This window comes from Paenibacillus dendrobii (assembly GCF_009807035.1).
Lineage (GTDB): Bacteria > Bacillota > Bacilli > Paenibacillales > Paenibacillaceae > Paenibacillus_AQ > Paenibacillus_AQ dendrobii.
Genome location: NZ_WUBI01000005.1, coordinates 217,680 through 238,339 on the forward strand (window position 1 = coordinate 217,680; position 20,660 = coordinate 238,339).

The window sequence follows — 20,660 nt, forward strand, 5'->3', positions numbered from 1 at the left end:
TTTTTCTATTTTCAGACGATATCGGTTCTAGTTCCTGCTGCGCCGCTGATTCTCACCATGCAGATGCACCACATCCACAAACGGCGAAATGCGGTCCATCAGCCGCTGCCCCTTGTGCATTTCTTCGCCGTCCTTGCTTGTAAAGCTGAGATGCTTTTCAAGGCCGCCCAAATCATAATTGGATGTATAGAAGGTTGGCTTGCGGTTCATACGGAAATTAAGAATGGCTCCCAATACGTGGTCACGTACCCAAGGACTAATATTCTCCGCACCGATATCATCAAAGATCAGCAGGTCGCAATTCTTCATGACCTCGACCGTATCCTTCAGCTTCTGATTGTCCTGCAGCATGGATTTCAGATCTTCCACAAATTCGGGCATATACACAATCACGCCGGTGTAGCCGCCAATGGCCAGTTCATGCAGCAGATAGCTCATCAGGAACGTCTTGCCCGTTCCGAAGGAACCGTACAGGTACAGTCCCTGTGGGGTAAGCCCCTGCTCCTTAACATCACGGATATAGCGAAAAACCTGATTTACCGCCGGTGCACGAAGACGGTCCTTACCCATAATTTCCACTTCATTGTATCCTTCTTGAAGAGCGCGCTCATCCACGTAAAAACTCCGGATGCGTTTCTTGATTTGGTCCTCATTCTGCTGTGCGATCTGCAGAGAGCAGGGAGCCTTGCGCTCGACAAGCTCAAGCTGTCCGTTCAGAACCGACGTCTCAAGCTTGCTGAAGTGCCCCTCAAAATCATTAGGACATTTCGCAAGTCCCGGACAATTGCCGCAGTTGCGGCGGTCATTTACATACTGGTACAATCGCGGAAGATTGGTTCGCAGCATGTCATGATCCAGCTCCGGATGTTCTTCGCGAAGCTCCTTGACAATCGGATCGCTCAGCAGTTCATCGAATATGGCCTGTGATCTTTTCAGAAAGGACGGTCCTTTCATTTGCTTCAATACCTGACCTAACGATTCCAAGCTAGCTCCTCCTTTCTTCCCCAAGCTTGTTGGCTTGCTTCAGATTATACTCCTTTTTTCTTGCTCGCCTGCATCTCGGCCGCCATCCGCAGCATGGCTTCGAATTCTTCCTCGCTAACCGCATCCATGGATTTATTTTCCTGGGCAATCGGAATTTCAGGCTTCATTCTCACGGGTTTGCTGCCGTATGTACGGGTTCTCCCGCCCCCGGAAGCGGCTGCCTGCTTTCCTTTGACCTTGGATTGGTCGCGTATATATTGAACGGCTTTCTCGTACGTATTTACTTGCTTCAGCAGCATGTTTGAGGCAATGGCTTCCACAAAGTTACGGTTGATACGCTGCTCGTTGCCGCTTGAAGTCAGAAGTGACATCAAATAATGGATGAGTATATTGATGACCTCTCCCGGCAGTTTGTAGCTATGATCGATTTTATCAAAAATATCAAAAAAGTTATCCGGTACAGAGCCTGGAAAAAAGGTCTTCAGCAGTTTCGTATACGGTTCATTGCGCAGCATCATATTATACTGGTGAATATCACATTTGGACTGGAATTGGACCGGAACATCGACATAATATTCCATCTCGACGGCATGCTCTAGCGGAGCCGGATCCTGGGCTTCCTCATTCTGGCGGAATGAAACCACCTTGCCTGCATAGACCTCGCGCTGCTCCTGCCGGCGTTTGTCCTGACGGAAGTGCAGGTTAGCGTTGCGCTGAAGTTCGTCAAGGGCAATGGAGCCGTCCGTGTCGAACACCCCATCCTCATCCAGCAGCCGGCACAAATCCTGTACGCTAAGATCATATTTGTTCACCACATATTGAATGATCCCCATCTGATCATGATTGAATCGAAGCTTCTCGACATGCGCCCGATTGACGGAATCCTTCGGAAAACGGAGGATAATGTCCGCATAATTCAGCGTATCCTCGTCCTCAGACAACCTGACTCCGGGCTGCCTTGCGGTAGATACTTCGGAAAGCGCCTGTTCCAGTTCATAATCGATGACATGCGTGTTCAATTCGAAGATGTCGTAAAAGGCCAGCGAAATATTCTCTTTGTGACCGGATGACGAACCCGAAAATTCCTCCGGTTCCCTTGCCCACAGCTCTTCGCGGAGCGCCAGCACGGCAAACTTGCCGATCTTGTCCCGAAGCAGCAGCGTCAGATGCTGGGTGTTAAAAAACTCCGCTGGCGTCAGCGGCTGCTGAAGCTCGTATTCATAAATATAATCCTCATGTTCCGGCATATACATGCGGCAGGTCTGAAGCAATCCTACCGCCTCCAGACGCGAGGCTTGCTCGATCAGAAATTTGCGTCCCTTTTCACTCGGCTCAAGCCCCAGTGTCAAAAAAAGGCGGCGCTGCTGCTCGAGCGGCGAATAACCCAATTTCTCTATAGGAATCTGCTGAAACAGCAGTTGATATAAACTGATTGCGAAGGCTCCGACCATGGGCTGGTAAATCGAGCTGAGCATTCTGCTGTCCAGGCTGCTTAAGCAAAAATCGCGATATACGCAGTACCTGTGATTTTCCGTAAAATGCAGCAGGCTCTTCATGTGCATATTTTTGGCTCCCCCCATCGTAACGTAGACTTTCTCTATTCTATCATAAATGGAAACTCTGCTCCGATATATTTCGACGATTATTTTGCCGCCAAATGAATCCAGTCCGCCATATCCCTAATGACAGCTTCAGGTACATTCGCGGCCAATCGGTACTCATCTCCCGTCGAGGGCTCCCCATATAAAGCATACATGTGATTCAGGCCAGGATATGATTTATACGTTACATCCTTCCTGCTGTCAAGCGCTTGTTTCCATACCTTCAAGCTGGAAGGAGGAACCTGCACATCATTTTCTCCCTGGAGGATGAGGAGCGGTACATGCTGGCTGCGCGCGATCAGAGGGCCGCTGTATCCGCGGATATCGTACCACCAATAAGGGCTTGGCAGCGGAAACAAGGCGGGCAGACGTTCCGTGGAGTACTCATCATCATGAAGCAAATCCACGGCGGTCTGCCACATTTCGACCTTCTCCTGCTTCCGCTCCAGTTCAGCGGCGCTTTCATGATTGTCGACGGCCCGCTTCAGAATGGCCTTGTATTGCCCGAGCATCAGATCCTCCAGCGATCCCGAAGGAGCCGACAGGAGCATCCCTCCTGCGACAGCTTCTCCTGATTCTTCCTCCAGAATTTTCGGGACAAGCATCCCTCCCTGACTATGACCAAGCACATAGATCCGGCCGGGATCGATTCGCTCATCCTTCTGGAGCAGCGTGATCGCAGATAAACTGTCATCTATCGTTTCTTCTTGAACCGTAAAATCAGGCGTTAACGAGCGGTTAGGATATTCGTAAGTCCGTTTGGAGTAGCGCAAAACGGCAATGCCTTCATTCGCCAGTCCGACGGCGATATCCCGGAACATTTTGCCTCCCCCGGTTGATTCATCTTGATCGTTCGGACCCGATCCGTGAACCAATACGACGGCAGGAACTTTTCCAGCGGAATGAACGGGAACAGTCAGCGTTCCAGGCAGCGGCAGGCTCTTGGTTCCAACGGTTATTTGCTGCTCCGTGTATTGCCCGGGACGATCATATGCGGGAGGAGTGTATGTATCGGGTGCGTTCCGAAGCAAGGCTAGATCATCCAGCCTGCTGCCCATATCAAAACGCAGTTCCATCCGAAAGCTTTTTCCGCGCGGTGTCTGAAAGGTTAGATTCGCATTTTTATGTACGCTGTCCTCTGTGGATTCAGCCCTGAGCAGTGTCCAGGAACCGTAGGTATCCTCCAGACTGGCCCTGTAATTCTCCAGCGCATCATCCGTAAAAATCCCCGCCAAGGAGGCATTCATCATCCCCCTGGCCAGCTCGAAGTCGCCCTGCTGCAAGAGCCTCATCCAGTACATTCCTCTTCCGATCGTATCCTCTTGGGCCGGCACCCACTGCCCGCTATGGAGTTCCATATTGACACCCAGGGCTTTGTTGAAGGATTCAAGCGGTATACAGACCCGGCCCTCCTCATTCATGGCTGCAGGTCGATCAAGAGCAAAATCCTTTTCATTTAACGTAGTCAGACTGCTGCCTAGGACCATCTTCCATTTCCGGCCGCCTAGCGTCACCTTCAGCATCTTCTCCCCGTTGACCCACAGCGTGCTTCCTCCCAGAGCCTGGGTGGCCGCCCGCACCGGTATCATCACCGGATCGGCAGCCGCTTCAGCGTTGTTCCCGGGAAAAAAACAGCATATCATGATGATCATCGCCAATAAAAGGCCATAAAATCTCTCTTTCAATACTACGCCTCCCTCCCAGTCAAAATGATTCTTTCATACGATACCCGTTCAATAGATGAAGCAAAACAGCCCTCCTGCAGGAGAGCTGTCCAATTTCGTCATGATTAAAACATTTTGAATCCGCTTTTGCGCAGTTTTTGAATCGACCATCCGCTGATGACAGCTCCCGCCAGACCTGCGAGGCCCGTCAAATAATCTACGACGCGGAAGGATTCCAAATGATTCAGGAAAGATACTTCGCCGCGGTCCCATAACGAATATACCACGAGCGGCAAAATAACGACGATAAACAAGTAAGAAGGAAACCATGTCGTCTTCATTAACATATTTAAGATGAAGCCGATACCGAACATCATCACGAAAAATAAAACCATTAGCACAAACACAGGAATAAACTGCATGTTAACCTGCTCACCTCTTCTTTTCTCTGACCCGCTCTTTCCGTTAGCAACCGTAACCGTTCACATATTCCGAAAATACCAGGATATTATAAAAATGAAATAAAGCTTGTTCTATCATCATCATGGTGTAAGTGCCAAAGAAAACCACCTTCTTAATCATCAAGAAGATGGGAGATTAAACTTTAATTCATTTTATGTAGTAAGTTTACTAGAAAATTTGTCACGAAGCAACGAACAATAATTGAATAGATTGTGACTTCATTTGCTCTTTCCCTTGCGGTTGGCTACAATATATAGAAGGTGTTTGAAGATAGAACGAGTTAAAGTGAACATCACTTTAGCCCATTCTATAAAGCAACTAAACTTGGGAGTGATCGATAAAATGAACGAAGCAGCATCCACTTTAGAAGGCTGGTACGCTCTTCATGATTTTCGTTCCATCAACTGGACAGCCTGGAAAACTGCAGACGACGAAGAACGCGCTATGGCGCTTGATGAACTGCAGGAGTTTATGAAAGAATGGTCTGAAGTCGAATCGGCCAATCAAGGCAGCACCGCTGTCTATACGATCGTGGGTCAAAAAGCCGATTTCATCGTCATGCATCTGCGTGAAACGCTCGAAGAACTTAACGCGGCGGAAACCGCATTTAATAAAACCCTGTTTGCCCGCTTTACAACGAAATCATATTCTTATGTTAGCGTAGTGGAGCTAAGCAACTATCTCGCAGGATCCGGCGACGGCGATCCTATGGAAAATCCGCATGTCATCGCGCGTCTGAAACCGATTCTGCCTAAAACGCAATACATCTGTTTCTATCCGATGAACAAAAAACGCGACCAAAATGACAACTGGTACATGCTCGACATGGATGAACGCCGCAACATGATGCGCAGTCATGGATTGATTGGCCGTTCTTATGCCGGCAAGGTGAAGCAGATCATTACCGGTTCCGTTGGCTTTGATGACTGGGAATGGGGTGTCACCCTGTTCGCCGACGATGCGCTGCAGTTCAAGAAGCTCGTATACGAAATGCGCTTTGACGAGGTCAGCGCGCGTTTTGCCGAATTCGGAAGCTTCTTTGTGGGAACGCTGCTTACCGCAGAAACATTCGAAGAGATGCTGAAGGTATAGACTCGATAACGAAGCATCAAAAAAGCTTGCTACCCTAAAGGGAGGCAAGCTTTTTTTGGTGACAGGTTGCAGGAATTATTCCTCCTCCTGCTCCTGGTTTTTTAGCGATTCCAGAAATTCCGCCGTTGCGCGGTCGCGGTCACGGCTTTTTTCCTTTAACCTTTCAATAGCAGGCAGAATCAGAATGTCTATTTCCTTTTGCACCGGATAAACCAGATCATAACGGTTCTGATCCTCCAGATAGCCTCCGACTTCCATTAAAGCATTGTAGCGGTCCAGCTCATCCCTCGTCAAAAGTGAGCGAACCTGAACGCTGCAGTGGCGCATCTTACAAGAACTTCCCTTTTTTCAATACCAGCGGAATCCCGCCGATAATGAAGAGATACCGCATATCGACCAGCTTCTTCAGCTGCGCAGCTCTCCAGCCTTTGATCAGCTTGTCACCAACAACGGCAATTCCCTCCCCTTTACCCAAGGAAGCAACGGTACCTTTGTTGCTGTACGCAAATTTTCTTGGCTGTTGGTTGCGGATCGCGGCCACGATATTATGGGCGCAGCATACGCCTTGCTGCATGGCGATCTGGGCGGTAGGCGGGTATGGACGGCCTTCCGGATTAAAGACGAGGGCATTGTCCCCAATAATATAAATATGATCATGGCCTGGCGCATGCAAATATTCATCGACCTTCACGCGCCCGCGGGCCGTTTCAAAACCAGCCGCCTCGATCATGTGGTTGCCCCGGATTCCGCCGGTCCATACCACTGTAGCAGCCTTAATTTCCTCACCGGTAGCAAGCAGAACGCCATCCGGAGTACACTCCTGAATTGCCACGCCAATCTTGAAGGTAACCCCTTTTCTTTTGAGCACATCCATGGCATATTCCACAAGTTCAGGCGCAAAACCTGGCAGCGCGGTTGGTGCTGCCTCAACGTTATATATGTTGACCAGATTCGGATCCACATCATACTCTTTGCAAAGCTCCGGAATCCGGTCTGCGAGTTCGGCCACAAATTCGATACCGCTGAAGCCTGCTCCGCCAACAACGAAGTTCAGACGCTCCTGCGGATGTCTTTCATTTTTATATAGCGCAAATTGATATTCAATATGCTTGCGAATCAGTCGGACCGAGTTGATGCTGCGGATCGTCATCGCATAGTCGGCTAGGCCAAGAATGCCAAAACTCTCAGATTCGCCGCCAAGAGAAATTACGAGGTAATCATAAGAAAGGGTTCCATCCTCCAGAATGACCTTTTTCTCATGTGGCCGGATTTCCTGAACGGAGGATTTCACCAAATCAATTTTAAATTCATCAATCAGCTTCGAAATGGGAACACGTGTATTTTCAACGCTATCCGTGCCGGCGGCAGGCATATGCAAATGGGTCGTAATATAATGGTAATCATGACGATTTACTAAAGTAACATCTGCTTCATTATAGTTCAATTCCTTTTGAAGTCGCTGTGCTGTCAAGATACCTGCGTATCCTGCGCCAAGGATTACGATCTTGGGAATGTTGCTCATCATCTTGCTCCTTCCAAATCCTTCTTTTTGTATATTTATATATTTGTGATACATTACAAAACTTATTGTGAAATTATACACTTTTATATTTAGGAAGCAGCCCGATCTCAACAGCTTATGAGACAGGAATCGCATCTATTCTGACAACTGTGGAAACTTTTATCAGCGGTCAATTAAAAATGATTAACACATAAGGCGAAAATGTCTGGAATTCGACAAAAAGATGGTAATGCACAATTGAAATGATAGCTACTTTCAGGCAAAAGATCAAGTCCTATTTGGCCCTGATTCTCCGCGTCCCACGCCGGATTTCGCGGGAATTTCCGCTGCTTTAGTCGTTTCGGCAATCTCTTGTTTTCATAAGTTCCCTTCCAAGGGCTTTCCAGCAAACTTTTCAGTCTGAGCCGGGATATATTATAATGAGAAAGGTTATTATCTTGATTATCAAGCTGGAGGTGCTTATATACAATGACTTCACACGCAGAAGGTGTTGAAATATCCGACCTGCTCATCATTGGAGGAGGTCCCACAGGTATGTTTGCATCCTTTTATTGCGGGATGCGCCAAGCGTCTGTCACTCTGATCGAGAGTATGCCTCAGCTCGGAGGACAGCTTACCGCCCTATATCCGGAAAAATACATCTATGATGTGGCCGGTTTCCCCAAAGTAACGGCTCAGGAACTCGTAGATAATTTGTCCAAGCAAATGGATTTGTTCCAGGCGAATGTACGACTGGAGGAAAGAGTCATTTCCCTCACGAAGCAGGACGAGCGTCATTTCATCGTGACGACAGATAAAGGAGAATATCATTCCAGATCCGTCATCATTACGGCGGGAGTGGGTGCGTTCCAGCCCCGGCGCCTTGAAGTTGAGGGAGCGGAGAAATACGAACACTCGAACCTCCACTATTTCGTGAATGATTTGAACAAGTTTAAGGGTAGAAAAGTTCTGATTACCGGCGGCGGCGATTCTGCCGTGGACTGGGCTCTCATGTTGGAGCCGATTGCAAAACAGGTTACGCTCGTTCACCGCCGCGACAAATTCCGCGCGCATGAACACAGCGTCGAGAATCTGATGAATTCCAAGGTCAACGTGGTAACTCCTACGGAAATTACCGGGCTTCGTGGCGAAGATGCCATCACTACGGTAACGCTCTCTCATGTGAAGACCAAGGAAACACAGGATATCGAAGTCGATGACGTCATCGTCAACTTTGGCTTCGTTTCTTCGCTGGGCCCTATTGCCGAGTGGGGCATTGAAATCGAGTCCAATTCCATTGTGGTGGACTCCAGAATGGAAACCAACATACCAGGTATCTTTGCTGCAGGTGATATTACCACCTATCCGGGCAAGCTTAAGCTGATTGCCGTAGGATTTGGCGAAGCACCTACCGCTGTAAACAATGCCAAGGTATATATTGATCCGGATGCCAAGCTATCTCCGGGACACAGCAGCAACATGAAGCTGTAGCAACCTTTTCCATAGATCAAACCACAAAAAAGGGTATCCTTGTTCTGGCTGCCAAAGCTGCAGTCAACAAAGGGTACCCTCATTTTTCATATCGGCTCTATGTATCTCGATAATAGATTCTACACCTCCAAAACGCCTTCAGATGGGAAGCCTATCGTAACCTTCATAAGGAAATCATAACGATGGATGTGTAGCGAATTCTTCTTAGTGAACGACGCTCGGCTGGACAGCCTCAAGATTCCGTTTATGAATCTCCGCTAGGAGCAGGGTTATGAAGTCCCGGTCCAGCATCAATTCAACCGCTGCGTGATAAGAATCCAGAAGCATTTCATCCGTTAAGATAGCCATTCTTTTCACATCCTTTCCTATTTTTTCCTCAAAACTATCATAGCAAACATTCATAAGTGGAACAAGCGTTCGCAGTATCCACAGGCTCTTGTGGAAATCCTGTGTATAATTTGTTAGCAAGTGTCGTAATATCAATGAAAATGCAGTGGATTCTGGGGATAATAGTTATACACAGGAGAGATTATGCTTTAAATGAGCTAAAATTTTTTTATTCTTTCTAGTAAAAATGTTCCAATCTATCCTTCATTACCCTCATTACGGTTAACTAAACATTCTTCCTTCTATTTTCAGGAAGACTTACTGAGGTCTCGTATTCACTTCAAAAATCCATATTTTCCCGCTATAATCCAATCCGTAATCAAAGCCGAGCTCCCCAATGCCAGGGAAATGCCTTTCCAGTATAGCCGTGCATTTCCGGGTGAGATGACGCATTTCATTCCGTTTGGCCGCCGAAGAAATGTGGGGCAGCGATCGACGAAGCCCTTCTCTGCAGCTAAGCAAATATCCGCCTTTGCTCAGATTGGTCACGAACAGACCGCTTTTGGCCAATCTTCCCACCATCGCCCTGAACTCCCATTGAGATCCGTTCTTCACATATTTAACCCGGTAATCAATGGGACGTCCGCTGATCCGCGCCAAATGAATTCCCTGCTGAATCAGATACTTCCGCTTTACCTTCACCCGCAAAAGCGCGTTATACATATTTTGAAAGGATGCATAGTGGCTCGTTTTGAAAGAATGGGTGATGCTGTAGCGCGTTCCGGATTGGGTGACCTTGATGACACCGTATCCCCCGCCCCCTACAATCGGTTTGACGACAACAAATCCATAGACTCCAAGCATCACCTGAAGATTTTCCTTATTCAGTCCTCTTGTTTGCGGTATATAAGGGGCCACTTCGGGATCTGTCAGCAGTGCTTCGGTTTTCAGCCACTTGCTTGCCAGCTGTCTTCCCCCCACTAGTACCGCCTCCTTTCCTCGCTCATATCTTTTAACATACTCGTAAGGCGAACTTCGCTCCTGTATGTTTGTACATGACGGATGAATCTACCAAAAAAACGGGGGAATGCGGAGTAAAACCTTCGTAATGTTGCCATAATAGTTCTATTGGCGTCTATGATTTTATGGGCTATAATGGGATTTGAATGTTACAAAGGGAGGAAACTTGACCGTGGCTGAATTTTTTAGAATATTGTATTGGATCGCGATTGTCGGCATGTCGATCTCGCTTGCTGCCGTAACCATTGGAATTTTCGCCATTGGATTTAAATTCATTAAAGATAAACGCAAGGGACTGGGTACAGGCTGCATCGTGTTTTCCCTTCTTGCAGCAGCCATGATAGTAATGATGGTCAACCACACCTTTATTGTTCCTGCGTCCTGAGATCTCAGCAGCACCCATACAAAGCAAAAGGCTCACACCCTGCTTCTAAGAAGCGGTGTGAGCCTTTTTATTATGCTTATCGCTTAAAAGTTGAGAATCAGCACTCTTCAGGAGCCGGCTTGCCAGCATTCGTAGCCGTACGGAAGGAAGCTCCGCAGCCGCATGTTGCCGTTGCATTCGGATTGCTCATGGTAAAGCCGCCGCTCATGCCCGCATCCTCAAAATCGATTTCAAGTCCGTTAATCAGTGGCAAGCTTTGTTTATCCACAACGACCTTCAGGTCTTTGACGTCCATGTACACGTCGTTTTCGGACTCTTCATCGTCAAACCCCATCGCGTAGGAAAAGCCGCTGCAGCCGCCCTCCTGCACGCCCAGACGAAGAAACATGTTCGGAATCTCCTGGTCGGCCAGCATTTCTTTAAGCTTATCGGAAGCGGAATCGCTAATGTTAATCATAGGTCACCCTCCTTAGTGTTACTTAAGCTCAGTATACTCCACAAATTTGATCCTCTCAAGTAACGGCTGCCTTTCATCCCTTCGGAATGCGGAGCTTTTTTACTGCCTACCGTATTGCGGAGCCAGAACGTGCGGTTTATAATAGGGTGGGTGACGAGGGAAAGGCAAATGTCGGAATTTTGTCACCGCCATGACAATGGTCTGCCATAAATTTTTGTTACTTTTTTCACAAAAGTACTTGATCTTCCAAAGCTTAAGGCAAGCAGACCTGCCGCCTATACTTAACCGGCCATTGCTCTTTCGGAGCGCATTAACAAGCCGTTATACAAGACTTGATTGAATGAAGCCGGACACCTTCCGACGAGCGGATTTTTTTGTGTTTTTTTACCTAAACCGCATCCCATTAAATGAACAGGAGGAATGGATATGTCCATAATCGTTACATCGAATTCCAGCAAGAGAATGGAAGAAATCGCTGAAAAAGTACGCCACGGGGAGCGTCTAAACCTCGAAGATGGTGTATTTCTTTATGAAACGGATGATTTATTGACCCTGGGCCAGCTGGCTAATGAAGTCAATCTGCGCAAGAACGGCAAGAAGGTCTATTTTATAGAAAATATGAGCCTTTACTTCACCAATGTCTGCGAAGCCAGATGCGCATTCTGCAACTTCAGAAAAGACCTTGACGATGAGGGTTCCTACACGCTGAACGGTCAGGAAATGATCGAATACGTTGAGCAGCATATTCACCCGGGCGTACGCGAATTCCATATTGTCGGCGGGCATAATAATCATATGCCTTTCCAATATTATGTGGATTCCCTGCAGGCGCTGACGGACCGCTTTCCCGAGGTTACACTGAAGGCGTATACGGCAGCAGAGATCGAATTCTACACCCGTATCAGCGGACTCAGCACCGAGGAAGTTCTGAAGGAGCTGCAAAAGGCTGGATTGAAATCGCTGACGGGCGGCGGTGCCGAAATTCTGTCCGATCAATACCGCAAAAAGATGAAGGTGGATAAAGCGAACGTAGAACAATACCTCGACGTTCACAGAACCGCGCACAAGCTGGGCATGAAAACCCACACGACCATGCTTTACGGATCGATTGAGTCGCATGAGGACCGCATCCGCCACATGATGCAGATCCGCGAACTGCAGGATGAAACGAACGGCTTCCTGGTCTTCATTCCGCTCTCCATGCAGCCAAGAAATAAAAATGCGGGCATCATGCGCCGCAACTCAGCATACGAGGATTTGAAAACCATCGCGATCAGCCGTCTGATGCTCGATAATTTCAATCACATTAAAGCTTACTTCATCAACATCGGACCGCAACTGACTCAAGTCTCCCTCTCCTTCGGCGCTTCCGACGTTCATGGCACCATTCTTAAAGAACGCATCAGCCATGCCGCTGGAGCCCTCACGCCGGAAGGATTGACCCGCGATGAGCTGATCTGGCTCGTTAAAGGCGCGGGACGAATTCCGGTTGAACGGGATACGTTCTACAATGAAATCAAAGTATATGAGTAAGAATACCTGAAACTCATTGCACCCCAGAACTCTGCACAAGTATTTATTTTTCCAACTGAGGATTTTTCTACACCATTAAAGCCGATGTAAAGAAAGGATAGACGGACCCCATGAGAAAATTTGTCATTCTAGGTGGAGGCTATGGCGGTCTTGCCATGATTCAAGGTCTGATCAGCAGCCACCTGCCGCCTGATATTGAGCTGGTGCTGGTGGACCGGATGCCGTTCCAGGGCATTAAAACGGAATACTACGCGCTTGCGGCGGGAACGGCTTCAGATTTTGATCTGCGGATCCAGTTTCCAAACCATAACCAGCTGACCAAACGGTACGGTGAAGTGACTTCCATTGATCTCGAAAACAAAATGATCCATATGGAGCAGGACGAACCGATCGAATATGATTATCTGGTGATTGCTCTTGGATGTACCGACCGTTATCACGGCATTCCGGGCGCCGAGCAGTTTACTAACAGTATCCAGACATTTTCCAGCACCAGACAGACGTATCAGCGCCTGAATGATGTCAAACCGTATGGGCAGGTTCATATTGTCGGAGGCGGCCTCAGCGGCGTTGAGACGGCTGCTGAGCTTCGCGAGAGCCGGCCTGACCTGAACATTACCATTCTGGACCGGGGCAGTCGCGTGCTTTCCGCTTTCCCCTCCACCGTATCTGCGTATGTCGAGCAGTGGTTCCGGGATCATGATGTCAATACCAGATCGCATATCTCCGTTTCCCATGTTGAGGACGGCGTTGTGTACAACGGGGACGAGCCGATCCATACGGACGTCATCGTATGGACCGCTGGGATTCAGCCGGTTAAGGTCGTCCAGGACCTGAATGTGCCCAAAGATCCGGGTGGACGCGTTCTGCTCAACTCCTACTCACAAATTCCGGATCATCCGGAAGTCTATGTTGTGGGCGACTGCGCAAGCATTCCTTTTGCGCCAAGTGCACAGGCTGCAGGCGCGCAAGCTGAACAGGTTGCAGAGATTCTGCATGCCCTCTGGCGCGGCGATACGCCGAAGCTTCATAAGATCCGCCTGAAAGGCACGCTCGGCTCGCTCGGCAGCAAAGCCGGCTTCGGACTGATGGGGAAGACCTCCGTAAAAGGAAGAGTACCCCGTCTCTTGAAGAGCGGGGTACTCTGGTTGTCCAGACGCCATTTCGGCTAATCCAGCTCGAGGCTGTCCCAGGCCTCGAGTTCTTTTATTTTCGCCATAATGGCTTCTTGCAGCTCGTCCGCGCTGTCGGCGTCGATAATCTCGCCGTTCACCATCGCGAAGGGCATCATGGCGCATTGGCCGCAGTTGCTAAGGCAACCGTATTCTATAACATCATAATCCGGATTCTCTTCCAGATTGTCCATGACTTCATCGGTTCCAAAATGCATGTTGTTCGTGCAGAATTCGATGATGGGTCTCACTTGGTATCACCTGCTTCAGTTATATAAATTCATGAAATGAAGGACTTATATCTTAGTTTAGCCATGGTTGGCTATAATATCAATGGTTGGCGTCCTTCAATCTAAAGAATAGAATATTTTTAACTTTCATGACCAGAGCAGATATAGCCATTTTATTTTATCTCCATTTGTAATATAATAATCATTATAGGAAAGGAGTTGAATCTAATGAGCGAAAACGCACAAAGCACCATGTATGATGACGTAGCAGAAGTGCTGGATAAACTTCGTCCGTTCCTTCAGCGCGATGGCGGTGACGTGGAACTGGTTGACGTGGAAGACGGCATCGTGAAATTGAAATTGATGGGTGCCTGCGGCAGCTGCCCAAGCTCCACGATTACACTCAAAGCCGGGATTGAACGCGCCCTCGTTGAAGAGGTTGAAGGCATCAACGACGTTATTCAAGTATTCTAATCCCATTCAATAATGGTACACAAAAGCCCTGCGCTTCGTAAGAAGGCAGGGCTTTTTTTTGTACTTGCTATGATTGGGCATTCGTCGCCGGTTCAATCCATGGACGTATAGGGTCCAAGCCGCCGGAAATATCCATGATATTTCCCGTAATAAAGTCCGAGTCATGATGGCATAAGTAGCGGATGACGCGCGAAATGTCTTCACCGCTTCCCGGTCTTCCGCGCGGTGTCTCCCCGTCCTTAAGGCCCGAAACCTCCGCGATGGACTTCTCTTTGTTGTCACCCCGGATATCTCCGGGACAGACCATGTTTACGGTAATACCAAAAGGTGCTTCTTCCACCGCCAGGGTTTTGGTAAAGGACACGAGCCCTGTTTTCGCTGCAGCATAGACGGCACGATGCGGCCAGGCTCTCGCTTCCGCTGCATGACCGTAACCGAAATGGATAATACGTCCCCACTTTTTATGACGCATGGCCGGCAACACGAAATGATCCAGCAGCATTGTCCCCACCAGGTTCCCCTGAATCAGCGACAGGATTTCTTCCTGGGTATACTCGGAGAACAGTCTCCTTTCCCGGATAAAGGGGCCGGCATTATTCACCACGATGTCTGCGCTCCCAAGCCGGGACTCCACTTGACGCACCAGTTCCTCGATCTGGGAACCGTCGGAGATATCCGCTTGAACCGCAATGCATCGGACTCCAAGTTCTTCAATCCTTTGTTTAAGCTCTTCAGCTTCGGATCGGCTGTGCACATAATTGAGCGCAATATCACAGCCTTGCTCCGCCAGGGTAAGCGCCGTCATTTTTCCTAGACCTTTTGCGCTCCCCGTAATAAGGGCGATTTTGTCCTTCAATGAAAATCCTCCTTTCCAGCCGAAGCGTCATTCACACATTCATCAGGGATGTAAGCTTAATTACCTATATCCAAAACCGATTTATATAACGTCTATAATTCATTCTTATGTAATCCCACTTCATCTAGTATAAAAGATTTAACGAGGCCTCACAACATGGGCAACTTTTCTCTGGGAAAGTCCCTCCCCTAACCCGCAAAAAAAGATCCGCGAGCAAATCCTGCTCGCGGATCTTGGTATGATGGTGTACGAAATATCTCAGATTTAAAATGCCGGAATGACAGCGCCTTTGTATTGGTCCTCGATGAATTTTTTCGTATCGTCGGAAGTCAGGGCAGCGGCCAATTTCTTGATGGCATCGGAATCCTTGTTGTCCGGACGAGCTACCAGAATGTTGGCATAAGGGTTATCCTTACCTTCAATGAAGAGCGCATCCTTCAGCGGATCGATACCGGCATCCAGGGCATAGTTCGTGTTGATGACTGCCAGATCGAATTCAGCCAATTGCCGCGGAAGCATAGCCGCATCGGATTCCTTGATTTTAATGTTTTTAGGATTTTCAACAATGTCTTTGACGGTAGCTTGGATCATGTTGTCTTCTTTCAGCTTGATCAGACCGTTTGCAGCGAGCAGGCTCAGTGCGCGTCCGCCGTTGGTTTTATCGTTGGGAATGCCTACAATCGCACCTTCTGGAAGCTCATCAACGGATTTGTGCTTTTTGGAGTATGCACCCAGCGGTTCCACGTGTACAGATACAACCGGTACCAAGTCCATTTTGCGTGTGGCATTTTCATCATCGAGATAAGGCTTGTGCTGGAAAAAGTTAGCGTCAAGCTGTTTCTGGAACGTCTGAACATTCGGCTGTACATAATCGGAATATTCCTTGATTTCGAGTTTTACGCCTTCTTTTTCAAGAGCGGGTTGGATATGCTTCAAAATTTCCGCGTGCGGTACGGCCGTTGCACCTACAGTCAATGTTACCGTTTTGGCTTCCGTACCTTTGTCATCTCCTCCGGCAGCCGGTTTTTCCTCGGTATTTTTATTGCCGCAAGCAGCCAATGCCACCACCAGAACCAAGCTGAGCAAAGCAAACAATCCTTTTTTCATTGTAAATCCCCCTTAAATTTATCGATTTAATATGATTTATGAATGGAAGGTTCCGTACATGTTATTTTTCTCTGAAGAAAAATCATGCATACGTGAACCTTCCTATATCACATCCGAGATTCGGATGGTATTACTGACATCAGTTATTTGCGTGTAAAATGCTTGACGAGCCGGTCACCGGCCATCTGCAGCACCTGCACCAGAATGATCATGGCGAGTACGGAGATGATCATGACTTCCTTCTGGTAACGATAATATCCATAACGGATGGCCAGGTCACCCAGACCCCCTCCACCTACCATACCGGACATTGCGGTATAAGATACGAGCGTAACCACGGTAATCGTGACCCCTGCGAGCAGACCCGGTCTTGCCTCAGGCAGCAGCACTTTCATAATAACCTGCCAGGTAGAAGCTCCCATCGACTGGGCTGCTTCCAGCACTCCCCGATCCACCTCGCGCAGCGAGGTTTCCACCAGCCTTGCAAAGAACGGAGCGGCTCCAATGACTAGTGGCGGTATAGTCCCGAGCACCCCAAAGGATACTCCGACAATCGCAACCGTTAAAGGGATCAGCGCCAAAATCAAAATGATAAACGGCACCGACCGCAAAATATTAACGATCACCGATAATATTGTATATACGGTCCGGGCCCATCCGTTCGTGGAACGCGAGGTCTGGTACAACAGCACGCCAAGCGGCAGACCCAGGATCAAGGTGAAGACCGCAGAAGCACCGAGCATTTTGAGCGTATCCAGACTGGCTACGCCAATCTCATTCCAGTCCAGCGTCGAAAAATCAAGTCCCCACATCAGTCAAGCACCTCCACATCCAAGCCTTCAGACGTCACCTTGTTAATGGTTTGCTCAATCTGACCGGGCTCCCCTTCCAAGCGAACAATCAGCTGCCCATAAGGGATATCCTTGATTTTGGAGATGGTTCCCTGCAAAATCGCAAAGTCTACGCCCGATTCCCTCGCTGTTCTGGACAGGATGGAATCATATGTTTTCTCACCCAGGAAAGTCAGCTTGCACAGACGGGATGAACCATCATGCGGCGCCTGCAGCGCCAGTTGGGCCGACTCGCCTGCCTGACCCAGGATGAATTCGCGCGTAACCGGATGCTGCGGCTTCAGGAATACTTCCGTAACCGCTCCCTGTTCCACAATCCCACCCTGATGAATGACAGCCACCCGGTCGCAGATACTCTGGATGACATGCATTTCATGCGTGATCAGGACGATAGTCAAATGGAACTTCTCGTTAATGTCCAGAAGCAGCCTCAGAATCGAGTCCGTCGTTTGCGGGTCCAGCGCTGAGGTGGCTTCGTCACACAGCAGGACCTGCGGATCGCTGGCGAGCGCGCGGGCAATGCCTACCCTCTGCTTCTGACCGCCCGATAGCTGCGCCGGATACTTGTCGCGGTGGACCTCCAGACCGACCAAATGCAGCAAGTCGTTGACCTTGGCCTCTATCTCTTCCTTGCCCATATGAGCCAGTCGCAGTGGAAAAGCAATATTATCGTATACGGTCGCCGAACTCAGCAGGTTAAAATGCTGAAAGATCATTCCGATCCCGCGGCGTTTGCTTTGCAGTTGTTGCTTGTTCAATTTCGTCAGATCCACGCCATCCACCCAAACCTCGCCGGAAGTCGGCCGTTCGAGCAGGTTCATGCAGCGTATCAATGTACTCTTGCCGGCGCCGGAATGTCCAATCACGCCGAAGATTTCCCCTTTGCGAATGGTCAGATCAAGGCCGGACAAAGCTTCAGTCGTTTTTGCACCCTTGCCGTATTTCTTGGTAACCTGTTTCAATTCTATCAATCTGAAGCTCTCCTTTCTTTGAACCTTTTGGACCTGGCCTTTTATAGCATCTATCGTTCATAACCGACTTAAAAAACGGTAACAGACAAAATAAAAAGCCCCTCTTGACGGAATCAAAAAGGGCTCTTCGTATATGAAGTCGCTTCCTTTCTCATCTGCCAAGCCGCAGGAATCACCTGCAGTTGTAGGAATTAGCACCATGTCATTTCAGAATTGGCTGTCGCCTCATTCTCAAATCGGTTGCCGGGCTTCATCGGGCCTGTCCCTCCGCCTCTCTCGATAAGAAAAAATGTATGCAATTAAAGTTGCTTTTTCATGATTTTCAGTATAATAACTTTTTCATTCTTTGTCAAAAGGAAAATTGTTGAACCTCCTACACTTTCATTCCTTTTTTGGCCCATAATTCGTTCGCGAAGCGATATGCGGCAATCATAGATTTGCAGACCATATCGAGCCCCTGCTTCAAATCATCCAGATGTTTATCCAAATCTTCCAGCTCCACCTTATCATGAAGTCCCTGATGGCGTTGCCACAGATCATCCTGCATTTCGGCATTCATGTAATGTATCTCCGCATTCCGCCGTTTCCGCAGCGCGCTTAGAGGGCTCCGGTAATCATCCTTGATTCGGGCCAACTCTTCCGCGAGTTCGGGATACTGCTTCAGGTAATGAAGCTGTCTTAGCACCGTGAAGTATGAGTAATGGGCTTTGACCTTGGAGGTATGCAAATCAAATAGTTCATTCAGCACCGTTCCCAGCTTATCCAGAATGGAAAACACACGAATAAAGCCATTTTTATAAAAATAGACATACCTTGCATACTCGCCCTGCTCTTGGATATTCATGTCATCAACGTAGCCGGTCTTCACCTGTTTGCGAAAAAAGCAGGCGGCATACCAGCTTTGTTCAAGCTCATCTACCGAAGATACCAGGCCGCGGGTCCAAATCTCCAGCTTGCGGAAGTCATGGCTGGGATCCTCATTTTTCTCGATCTCCTTTTGCAGCAGCTGAATCGTTTGGAACATGGTTTCAATCGCTTCTTCCAGAAGCCCGTTATTATGACGGGGCATTTCACCAAGCAGTGTTCGCAGCATAGGTTATCTCTCCCTGCATTATAATTACGTAAAATAGCTCTTTTCTCTTCAGGATCCGATGATATGTACGCCATACCTGAATCTTCTCACATGTAATTAAACAGTTCAGCATCGTGATTAAACGACTCGGGGACAAATCACTTGCTTTCATTTTTCAAATGCCACGCCCGCCACAGGTACACTGCACTCTGCTCTTAGCATGTCCCTAAGTAAACTCCGTTCATTCTCGCGGTCTTGCCCCATGCCTCATGGCCTCGCGTTCACAAACAAAGCCCCCGAATGGCTTCGCGGACTTTGTCGATGATGCTTATTCACGTTCTTCTACACGTTTGATGCGGTTCTTAATTCCTCCACAGGTTCTTTTCCAAGCTGCCATACCCTGACACTCAGATAGCAAAGTACGCCGAACAGCGAAGAAATCAGCAAATTATGGAGCAGAGCCGCAAAAATATAGACTTCAGGCTTGCTTAATGTATACACGATTCCTGCCCCGCTGAACACTTGCATCAGGCACAGAATCGCCGCTGCAATTCCCAGACCCGCAAGCTCGCGGCTGCCTCTATGGAGCTTGTAAGCAAAGTAGGCCATAACCACGACCGCGATAAACAGCAGAAGTGCAGCCAGACGGTGTATGAAGGCAACGGCTACGCTGCCGGTCAGTTCCGGGATCAGCTTGCCGTTGCAAAGCGGCCAACCCGAACAGCCTCCCGCCGAGCTGGTATGGCTTACATAAGCACCTACATAGACCACGATATACGAATAGATAGTAACCATCCAGACAAAGTTGCGGAAAGCAAAGCTTACCGGAGCATGCTCCTTCTTGACAGCCAAGTTCCGATCCTTGTCCATTTTCCGTGCTCCAAGCGCCAGCATCAAAGAACTGGCAAAAGCGATCAAAGAGAACCCGAAGTGAAACGCAAGCACGGCTGAAGACTGGTCATATATGACAGCCATGGCACCCATTAAAGCCTGTACAAGCACAAATATAAGCGTCAGTACAGAATACGTACGCAAGTCCCTGCGGTTTTTGGCGAACAGCCAGAAAGCCACGACGACGGCTACCGCCGTCAGCCCCGCCATGCCGCTGACCAAGCGGTGGGAATATTCGATTAACGAAGCAATGGTATGTGCTGGAACAAACTGCCCTCGGCACAAAGGCCATTCATGGCCGCAGCCGAGACCCGAATCGGTCTTGGTTACGACAGTCCCGCCGAACGTCGCGAAGAACATCACAACAAAGGTCAGGTAGCTGAGCCATTTCAATTGTTTGGTATTCAAATTTCTCTCACCTGCAGCTCAAATTAAAAACGCTCCATCCGTTCTGAAGCGCTTCGTATATTTACCAATCTCATCTATTATACCTGATAAAGGGCACGGGAATATACCCAC

Annotated in this window: 22 protein-coding genes and 1 riboswitch; of the genes, 6 read left to right on the forward strand and 16 right to left on the reverse strand. The window is 48.6% G+C overall.

The window, feature by feature from the left end; genetic code table 11:
- Positions 1-27: 27 nt before the first annotated feature.
- From dnaI to GRF59_RS25190, 4 genes are all read right to left on the reverse strand, one after another.
- Entirely contained in the window at positions 28-984 is a 957-nt protein-coding gene (gene dnaI / locus GRF59_RS25175) for a primosomal protein DnaI (RefSeq protein ID WP_160500488.1), read from the reverse strand.
- A gap of 44 nt (positions 985-1,028) precedes the next feature.
- Positions 1,029-2,546 carry a replication initiation and membrane attachment family protein gene (locus tag GRF59_RS25180; protein WP_160500489.1) on the reverse strand — a complete coding sequence of 506 codons (1,518 nt, stop codon included), beginning with the start codon at positions 2,544-2,546 and terminating at the stop codon, positions 1,029-1,031.
- Positions 2,547-2,626: 80 nt separating this feature from the next.
- Positions 2,627-4,270, reverse strand: coding sequence for an alpha/beta hydrolase family protein (locus GRF59_RS25185; RefSeq protein ID WP_160500490.1), 1,644 nt, complete (start codon positions 4,268-4,270; stop codon positions 2,627-2,629).
- Positions 4,271-4,374: 104 nt separating this feature from the next.
- Complete coding sequence (locus GRF59_RS25190; RefSeq protein WP_160500491.1) at positions 4,375-4,671, reverse strand: YuiB family protein; 297 nt, start codon at positions 4,669-4,671, stop codon at positions 4,375-4,377.
- Between the two features lie 382 nt (positions 4,672-5,053).
- Here GRF59_RS25190 and hemQ point away from each other — a divergent pair, with 382 nt between their 5' ends.
- The gene (gene hemQ / locus GRF59_RS25195; RefSeq protein WP_160500492.1) at positions 5,054-5,803 is read left to right on the forward strand and encodes a hydrogen peroxide-dependent heme synthase; all 750 of its coding nucleotides are present in this window, start codon (positions 5,054-5,056) and stop codon (positions 5,801-5,803) included.
- 75 nt (positions 5,804-5,878) lie between these two features.
- On the opposite strand, the gene GRF59_RS25200 is transcribed toward hemQ, so the two are convergent.
- Positions 5,879-6,130: a hypothetical protein gene (locus GRF59_RS25200; protein ID WP_160500493.1), complete on the reverse strand. Its 252-nt coding sequence runs from the start codon at positions 6,128-6,130 to the stop codon at positions 5,879-5,881.
- Position 6,131: 1 nt separating this feature from the next.
- Positions 6,132-7,325: an NAD(P)/FAD-dependent oxidoreductase gene (locus GRF59_RS25205; protein ID WP_160500494.1), complete on the reverse strand. Its 1,194-nt coding sequence runs from the start codon at positions 7,323-7,325 to the stop codon at positions 6,132-6,134.
- A 468-nt stretch (positions 7,326-7,793) separates the two neighbouring features.
- Here GRF59_RS25205 and GRF59_RS25210 point away from each other — a divergent pair, with 468 nt between their 5' ends.
- Entirely contained in the window at positions 7,794-8,795 is a 1,002-nt protein-coding gene (locus GRF59_RS25210; RefSeq protein ID WP_160500495.1) for an NAD(P)/FAD-dependent oxidoreductase, read from the forward strand.
- A gap of 204 nt (positions 8,796-8,999) precedes the next feature.
- Here GRF59_RS25210 and sda read toward each other — a convergent pair whose 3' ends face one another.
- Both sda and GRF59_RS25220 read right to left on the reverse strand, forming a co-directional pair.
- Positions 9,000-9,143: a sporulation histidine kinase inhibitor Sda gene (gene sda / locus GRF59_RS25215; RefSeq protein WP_136608445.1), complete on the reverse strand. Its 144-nt coding sequence runs from the start codon at positions 9,141-9,143 to the stop codon at positions 9,000-9,002.
- A 297-nt stretch (positions 9,144-9,440) separates the two neighbouring features.
- A complete protein-coding gene (locus GRF59_RS25220; protein ID WP_160500496.1) occupies positions 9,441-10,103 on the reverse strand; it encodes a YheC/YheD family protein in 663 nt (220 codons plus the stop codon).
- A 211-nt stretch (positions 10,104-10,314) separates the two neighbouring features.
- Here GRF59_RS25220 and GRF59_RS25225 point away from each other — a divergent pair, with 211 nt between their 5' ends.
- A complete protein-coding gene (locus GRF59_RS25225) occupies positions 10,315-10,527 on the forward strand; it encodes a hypothetical protein (protein ID WP_160500497.1) in 213 nt (70 codons plus the stop codon).
- Positions 10,528-10,624: 97 nt separating this feature from the next.
- Here GRF59_RS25225 and GRF59_RS25230 read toward each other — a convergent pair whose 3' ends face one another.
- Positions 10,625-10,984 (reverse strand): HesB/IscA family protein, encoded by a 360-nt coding sequence (locus GRF59_RS25230; protein ID WP_160500498.1) that lies wholly within the window; start codon positions 10,982-10,984, stop codon positions 10,625-10,627.
- Between the two features lie 426 nt (positions 10,985-11,410).
- Here GRF59_RS25230 and mqnE point away from each other — a divergent pair, with 426 nt between their 5' ends.
- Together mqnE and GRF59_RS25240 are read left to right on the forward strand one after the other, a co-directional pair.
- On the forward strand, positions 11,411-12,517 hold the full coding sequence (gene mqnE, locus GRF59_RS25235) for an aminofutalosine synthase MqnE (RefSeq protein ID WP_160500499.1): 1,107 nt from the start codon (positions 11,411-11,413) through the stop codon (positions 12,515-12,517).
- Between the two features lie 110 nt (positions 12,518-12,627).
- On the forward strand, positions 12,628-13,689 hold the full coding sequence (locus GRF59_RS25240; RefSeq protein ID WP_160500500.1) for an NAD(P)/FAD-dependent oxidoreductase: 1,062 nt from the start codon (positions 12,628-12,630) through the stop codon (positions 13,687-13,689).
- Here GRF59_RS25240 and GRF59_RS25245 read toward each other — a convergent pair.
- Positions 13,686-13,940 carry a DUF1450 domain-containing protein gene (locus GRF59_RS25245; RefSeq protein ID WP_160500501.1) on the reverse strand — a complete coding sequence of 85 codons (255 nt, stop codon included), beginning with the start codon at positions 13,938-13,940 and terminating at the stop codon, positions 13,686-13,688. The genes GRF59_RS25240 and GRF59_RS25245 overlap by 4 nt on opposite strands.
- Before the next feature lie 207 nt (positions 13,941-14,147).
- Between GRF59_RS25245 and GRF59_RS25250 the strand changes: the two genes are divergently transcribed.
- Entirely contained in the window at positions 14,148-14,393 is a 246-nt protein-coding gene (locus GRF59_RS25250) for a NifU family protein (protein WP_094599257.1), read from the forward strand.
- Between the two features lie 67 nt (positions 14,394-14,460).
- On the opposite strand, the gene GRF59_RS25255 is transcribed toward GRF59_RS25250, so the two are convergent.
- The 6 genes from GRF59_RS25255 to GRF59_RS25280 all read right to left on the reverse strand — a co-directional run bounded on the left by GRF59_RS25255 (position 14,461) and on the right by GRF59_RS25280 (position 20,549).
- On the reverse strand, positions 14,461-15,249 hold the full coding sequence (locus GRF59_RS25255) for an SDR family oxidoreductase (protein ID WP_160500502.1): 789 nt from the start codon (positions 15,247-15,249) through the stop codon (positions 14,461-14,463).
- Between the two features lie 264 nt (positions 15,250-15,513).
- Positions 15,514-16,356 (reverse strand): MetQ/NlpA family ABC transporter substrate-binding protein, encoded by an 843-nt coding sequence (locus tag GRF59_RS25260; RefSeq protein ID WP_160500503.1) that lies wholly within the window; start codon positions 16,354-16,356, stop codon positions 15,514-15,516.
- 143 nt (positions 16,357-16,499) lie between these two features.
- Entirely contained in the window at positions 16,500-17,168 is a 669-nt protein-coding gene (locus GRF59_RS25265; protein ID WP_160500504.1) for a methionine ABC transporter permease, read from the reverse strand.
- Positions 17,168-18,178, reverse strand: coding sequence for a methionine ABC transporter ATP-binding protein (locus GRF59_RS25270; RefSeq protein WP_160500505.1), 1,011 nt, complete (start codon positions 18,176-18,178; stop codon positions 17,168-17,170). Before GRF59_RS25270 ends, GRF59_RS25265 begins: the two co-directional genes overlap by 1 nt.
- Before the next feature lie 148 nt (positions 18,179-18,326).
- Positions 18,327-18,464: riboswitch (SAM riboswitch) on the reverse strand.
- An 87-nt stretch (positions 18,465-18,551) separates the two neighbouring features.
- Entirely contained in the window at positions 18,552-19,271 is a 720-nt protein-coding gene (locus GRF59_RS25275; protein ID WP_160500506.1) for a Cthe_2314 family HEPN domain-containing protein, read from the reverse strand.
- A 321-nt stretch (positions 19,272-19,592) separates the two neighbouring features.
- Positions 19,593-20,549 carry a COX15/CtaA family protein gene (locus tag GRF59_RS25280; protein ID WP_160500507.1) on the reverse strand — a complete coding sequence of 319 codons (957 nt, stop codon included), beginning with the start codon at positions 20,547-20,549 and terminating at the stop codon, positions 19,593-19,595.
- Positions 20,550-20,660 lie beyond the last annotated feature (111 nt).

Coding starts and splice junctions, on each gene's coding strand:
- sda (WP_136608445.1), bottom strand. CDS start 9,143: ATGGCTATCTTAACGGATGAAATGCTTCTGGATTCTTATCACGCAGCG.
- GRF59_RS25275 (WP_160500506.1), bottom strand. CDS start 19,271: ATGCTGCGAACACTGCTTGGTGAAATGCCCCGTCATAATAACGGGCTT.
- GRF59_RS25205 (WP_160500494.1), bottom strand. CDS start 7,325: ATGAGCAACATTCCCAAGATCGTAATCCTTGGCGCAGGATACGCAGGT.
- GRF59_RS25230 (WP_160500498.1), bottom strand. CDS start 10,984: ATGATTAACATTAGCGATTCCGCTTCCGATAAGCTTAAAGAAATGCTG.
- GRF59_RS25260 (WP_160500503.1), bottom strand. CDS start 16,356: ATGAAAAAAGGATTGTTTGCTTTGCTCAGCTTGGTTCTGGTGGTGGCA.
- mqnE (WP_160500499.1), top strand. CDS start 11,411: ATGTCCATAATCGTTACATCGAATTCCAGCAAGAGAATGGAAGAAATC.
- GRF59_RS25190 (WP_160500491.1), bottom strand. CDS start 4,671: ATGCAGTTTATTCCTGTGTTTGTGCTAATGGTTTTATTTTTCGTGATG.
- GRF59_RS25240 (WP_160500500.1), top strand. CDS start 12,628: ATGAGAAAATTTGTCATTCTAGGTGGAGGCTATGGCGGTCTTGCCATG.
- GRF59_RS25180 (WP_160500489.1), bottom strand. CDS start 2,546: ATGCACATGAAGAGCCTGCTGCATTTTACGGAAAATCACAGGTACTGC.
- GRF59_RS25210 (WP_160500495.1), top strand. CDS start 7,794: ATGACTTCACACGCAGAAGGTGTTGAAATATCCGACCTGCTCATCATT.
- GRF59_RS25200 (WP_160500493.1), bottom strand. CDS start 6,130: ATGCGCCACTGCAGCGTTCAGGTTCGCTCACTTTTGACGAGGGATGAG.
- hemQ (WP_160500492.1), top strand. CDS start 5,054: ATGAACGAAGCAGCATCCACTTTAGAAGGCTGGTACGCTCTTCATGAT.
- GRF59_RS25265 (WP_160500504.1), bottom strand. CDS start 17,168: ATGTGGGGACTTGATTTTTCGACGCTGGACTGGAATGAGATTGGCGTA.
- GRF59_RS25250 (WP_094599257.1), top strand. CDS start 14,148: ATGAGCGAAAACGCACAAAGCACCATGTATGATGACGTAGCAGAAGTG.